Source organism: Bartonella sp. AP57NXGY (genome assembly GCF_042195805.1).
Classification (GTDB): Bacteria; Pseudomonadota; Alphaproteobacteria; order Rhizobiales; family Rhizobiaceae; genus Bartonella.
Window position 1 is genome coordinate 1 of record NZ_JBHIOZ010000088.1, and the last position, 5,303, is coordinate 5,303.

Consider the following 5,303-nt stretch of genomic DNA (forward strand, 5'->3'; position numbering starts at 1 on the left):
TCCTATAAGAATTTTTTAAAAAATTATGGAGGAGGAGAAATTGGAGGTGAAGAAATATTCAGTATTTATGAAATCTGTGCAGGTATTCCTGCTGGTGATATTGTTTACCGAAATTTGCTCGATAGAAGAGATGGCTTTACGGACCCCAAACAACTTGTTATCTGCACAACTGATTTTGGTGAAACCTTTTATTTTGATTATAAGCAGTTTCGCGATGGTGAATGCCCACTCTATCTCAAGTATACATCTGAAGATTCCGAATATTACACAAGCAATTTTTATGAATTTCTCTGCAAAAGAATTAAAGAGTATGCAGGGGAAGATTCATGAAAACCTATACCTTAGATGATGTTATACAACTAGTTGATAAATAGGATAATTGCGATTTATTGCTTGTTATGAAAACATCTAAAAAGAGATTGATCATTATAAAGATTAGAAAAATCCCTTTTAATAGACCGTGTCAGTGTTGTCAGTTCTTTTTAGAGCCTATATTATTTTTTTAATGAGAGAAAATTAAAATCAATATATTTCAATAGGTTATAATTTTAATGATGCAACCTTTATTAAAAGACAGCCCATAAATTCAATTCATAATATATATTTCTCAGTTATGTGTCAGTAAATTGAACTGACAAAATAGATTATTTTAGTGAGTGATTAAAACGTGCTTTATGAAAAGCGTATGAAAGTAAAAACTGATTACGTTATCAAAATTCCTTTAATGAATTTTTATCAATTTATTTAAATAGATAACCTTATGATTTTAGTGAGTGATTAAACCACGTCTTAAAAAAACATGTGATCCTTTAAAGCCTTTCAAAAGAAACGGTTTATGATCATAAAAATGCTATCAAGATCATTATGGTTATGAGTTTTGAAGATTTTGAGTATTTTGAGGGTTCCTTTTACGCCCCTTTATATATTATTTTTCAATCAAAAAATAAAAGTTATTATATTTCAATATGTTAATGTTTTAAATAAACAACCCATATTACACACAACACGTAAATACAATCTGTAATATATATAAAAAGGATTTTTGAAGGTATTTTGAGGGTGTGAGAAACCTTCAAAACCTATAAGTAATATAAGAAAATGAATATACATAACCCTCTTTAAATAAAGCTTCTGATAACAATAAAGCACTCATTTTAGATTACGGTATAATCTTTAAAGGCAATCCAAAAGAAGCGTATTCACTTTAAGATGGGATTTCTTAAAAGTCTTAAAGCAATTCAAAGTAGAGTATTTAAAAGTGTAAGTTTCTTCTTTTTAGAATAATGCATATAAACACTCCTTTTAAAGATTGTATCTAATCAACTTAACAAGAGAGGTATAGATTATGGTTATAAGATTCTATACCCCTTTGTGAGTTTAGCAAGCCAAGTCTATTCAGTTTCTCTTATTTCTAATTTTGGTAGATTTTTTACGATTTTCATTGTTTCTAAACTTACGGTAATAACCCTTTGAAACAACTCTAGAGGGTAGGCGGGGTTGCCAACGGTTTCAACAGCATAACGATTGGCATCATTAACAATGCCACTCTTTTTATCAGTCTTTACACATTGACGCCCCATAACCCATTCAAGAGCGGGCTTGCCATTGACGATATACTCATAAGCTTCAAGAGGGATATCTGTTATGGTAATATTGCTATTATAAATAACAGTGGTTTTATCTTTCTCTTTACCTGCTTTTGCGAATTTCATTTCAGTCACATAATAGAATTTCTCAGGATTAGAGATCTCTGTCTGTTTTGGATTACCTTTTTTAAAGGTCACTGGATAAGGCTCTATGCTTTCATAATTCACGTGCAAATGACCTAGTTCACGCCCTGCTGTTACAAACTTCCAAAAATCATCAGCACTCTTTACACACGGGATACGAGGCAACTCTTTAGAAAGGTTATCAGCATAACGGGCACGATAATCTTCCGAATGCAAAATTCCATAAACGTAATAGAATAGATCATCTTTAGTGATAGTTTCATTAGGATAAGCCACTTTAAAATGGTCTAGACCTTCATCAGTAATGGCATCACGCTTCTGTAAATCAGCTGTTTTACTTTCTTCTGTAAATAAATGGGATTGTTTCTCACTTTTACTTTTTGAGACCGTAGTGTCTTCGTAAATATAGCGCGGAAAGCATTGACCATTCTCTATTACCTTAAAATCAGGCACAGTCTTACTCATCAAAACAGAAAAGTCTTTCATTGACCCTATGCCGGTAACGTGTATTACTTTATTTTCAACTGCTTGTCCCATAGGAAATATATGCGGCATTTGAAAAACTGACTCATTAAAGGTGCGATCATAATAGAGCCACTGTCGTGTAAAAGGGCGATAAAGGCTTTGAATAAGGCAATTATTCTCAAATTTGGAAAATTTGCTTCTTACCAATTCTTGTTTGAGAGTAGTACTCCAACTGATCTTTGTTGCATCAATGTTAATGAAATTGTTTACAATTTTATTACGTGTTTTACGGTCAGCATGAGGACAGGTATCTTTAAAACTTTCTACTTCACTATTATAAAAAGTGATCATAGCACTCATATTTTGTATTAAAGCTTTATGGCTTGCATTATATGTCCAAGCGTCACGACTCGTTACGATACCACACGAAAAATTTTTAAATAGCTTTTTATCATTACCTTTCTTATCACCTATGGCTAAAAATGCTTTAAAACTGTCATCACGTTGATCAAGCCAATCATTATGTCTATCCGGCTTTATTATTCTCCAACCTTGTTTGCTTTGTGTAATACCATCAATACTCTTAAATTTTTCAATTATCGTAAGCTTTTCTTTTCTCGTGAGGTAATCTCCAATATCACGAAAATATATCTTACCATGCTGTTGTGCATTTGGATTTTTAACCAAAATAGAAATTGCTATAGGAGCACGAGAGCCTTCACCAAAAATCTTACCACCTTCTTTACGAGAAATTTCTCCAGAGGTTCGTTGATTACCCCGCAAATGGAAAACATAAAGGCTACTAAATTCTTCAACAAGGCATTTTCGTAAACCGTCCATAGCATGACCACTGATAAATCCTGCGTTCGTGACAAATCCAATAACACCACGCTCTTTTATGCGGTCGCTTGCCCAGCAAATTGCTCGTATATAGCTATCATAAAGTTTATTTCGATTTATTATTTTTGTTGAATTCGATATATATTTCTTACGAATACGATTATCTAATATAAAATAAGAGGTATTCGGATTATTATCATTAGCACTCTTTTGTCCTACCGAATAAGGAGGATTTCCAAAGATAACTTCAATATTCATCTTCTTTTGATGTTCTAAATATTCACTGTTTTCTTTAAACAATTCCTGTAGTAAGTTCTTCTCTTCAAGCATCCGAAACGTATCGGTTAAGCCAATATGTTTAAAAGGAATATACTCTCCTTTCATAAGACTATGATACGTCGATTCAATGTTAATCGCTGCTATGTAATAGGCTAAGAGAACAATCTCATTGGCATGGATATCATGACGGAATTTGTATTCCATATCCTCTGGTTTGATCAGTTTAGATTGTAACAGCCGCGTGATAAAAGTACCCGTTCCGGTGAAAGGATCAAGGATAGAGACACCCCGTGATCCCAAGCTTTTTCCAAACTCTTGCTCTAAAACATCATTAACGGAATGAATGATAAAATCAACAACCTCAACGGGCGTGTAAACAATTCCAAGCTTATCTGTGGTTTTCTTAAATGCCTTGGCAAAAAAACTTTCATAAAGCTTGATAATAAGATTCTGTTTTGCATGAGTTTCTGTAATCCCTGCTGTACAGAACATGACACTTTTGTAAAATTGATCAAGATCTTTCGTTTTCTCTTCGATATTTGTTTTATCCAGTTCCGTTAAGATCTTATCCATGGCTTGCGAAATGGCATTGTTCTGTACAAATTCATTACCGTAAAATAAAGCTTCAAACACGGGACGCGTGACAAGATGTTGCGCTAACATCTCAATCGCTTCCTCTTGCTTGATTTCACTGTTGACGTTGTTCTTTAATTCCTTATGGAATGCATCAAAGGCGTGAAAGGCTTCACTCTTTTCATCGGAAATCATATCTTTAAGATGATTGATATGGTTTTGAGCAATCTCAGCAACATTGTTCGCCCAAATGCCCCAATAATCCGTGATTTTAAAACTATCCAGAAAAATGGCTTTGACAAAATCAAAAAATTCAGAACGGGGGAATAAGTCTCCTTGTCCTCCAGATACCGATTGAGATTTGCTTTCTGCTGTTCCAATGACACGTCCAGAACTTTCTGTTTTGGATGGTATCGAGATCTCATCAACCGTTGTGGTAAGCTCTTTTAATTCATTGGCACGCTTAATCTCTATAATCTCAATCGTATGGCTGCTATCTTGTCCTAAAGACATCTGATTAATTGTCCGAGCAAGCCTTTCATCATGAGAATGTAAAGCATGCAAAACTTGCCAAACAACACGGTATCTCTTATTGTTTTTTAAAGCCTTTTTGGCTTCTAAGTGTGAAGGAATGATAATGGGTAAAATGATATAGCCCGTTTTTTTATTTGGAGCACGACGCATCACACGCCCTACTGCCTGTATCACATCCACTTGGCTATTGCGCGGGTGTAAAAACATGATGGCATCAAGAGCAGGGACATCAATCCCTTCTGAAAGACACCGAACATTGCTTAAGATCCGACAAACGTTTTGCCCCGCATCTTCTTTAAGCCAATCCAATTCCTCATTGCGTTTTTTGACGCTTTGCGTTCCGTCAATATGTCTTACTTCACAGTTTAGAAAGGGAACGGTTTGAAGGAAATCATCAATATGAGATTTGATAATTTTATTAAAGAGCTTTGTTATATATTGAGAGGTGTTAATGTCTTTGCAAAAAGCTAAAGCACATTGCATGGGCTCTGTATCATCATCATCAACAGCCGCTTGCTTATCTATTTTGGTAAGTGCTCTATAACAGCCAATAATTTTTGCCGCATCATCTAAATCAATTTCACGGTTTTCATTGGCAATAATCTCCTGTATGGCTGGTGTGATATAGGTTTCATTAATACCCAAGACCACAATCTTGTAAGGAGTTAAAAGTTCATTATCGACAGCTTCCGCGAAGGTATAATGATGAAGTTGTTTGCCATAAAGGGTTTCATCGTCCATAGATGCCAAAACAGCATTGATCTCATCCGCCCGCCTTTTAGCAGTGTCACTAAAGATACGCGGCGTTGCTGTCATGTAGAGGCGTTTTTTGCCCCGAATGATGCTGTTATCGTGAACCTTGATAAATTCAGATTCATTGTC

General features: G+C 34.7%; 2 protein-coding genes. One reads left to right on the top strand and one right to left on the bottom strand.

Annotated features, from left to right (window positions below):
- On the top strand, positions 1-330 hold a 330-nt coding region (locus ACFIL8_RS07425; RefSeq protein WP_375689302.1), incomplete at its 5' end, for an SMI1/KNR4 family protein.
- 1,061 nt (positions 331-1,391) lie between these two features.
- On the opposite strand, the gene ACFIL8_RS07430 is transcribed toward ACFIL8_RS07425, so the two are convergent.
- Positions 1,392-5,303 (bottom strand): type ISP restriction/modification enzyme (locus ACFIL8_RS07430; protein ID WP_375689304.1); only part of this gene is annotated, 3,912 nt, incomplete at its 5' end.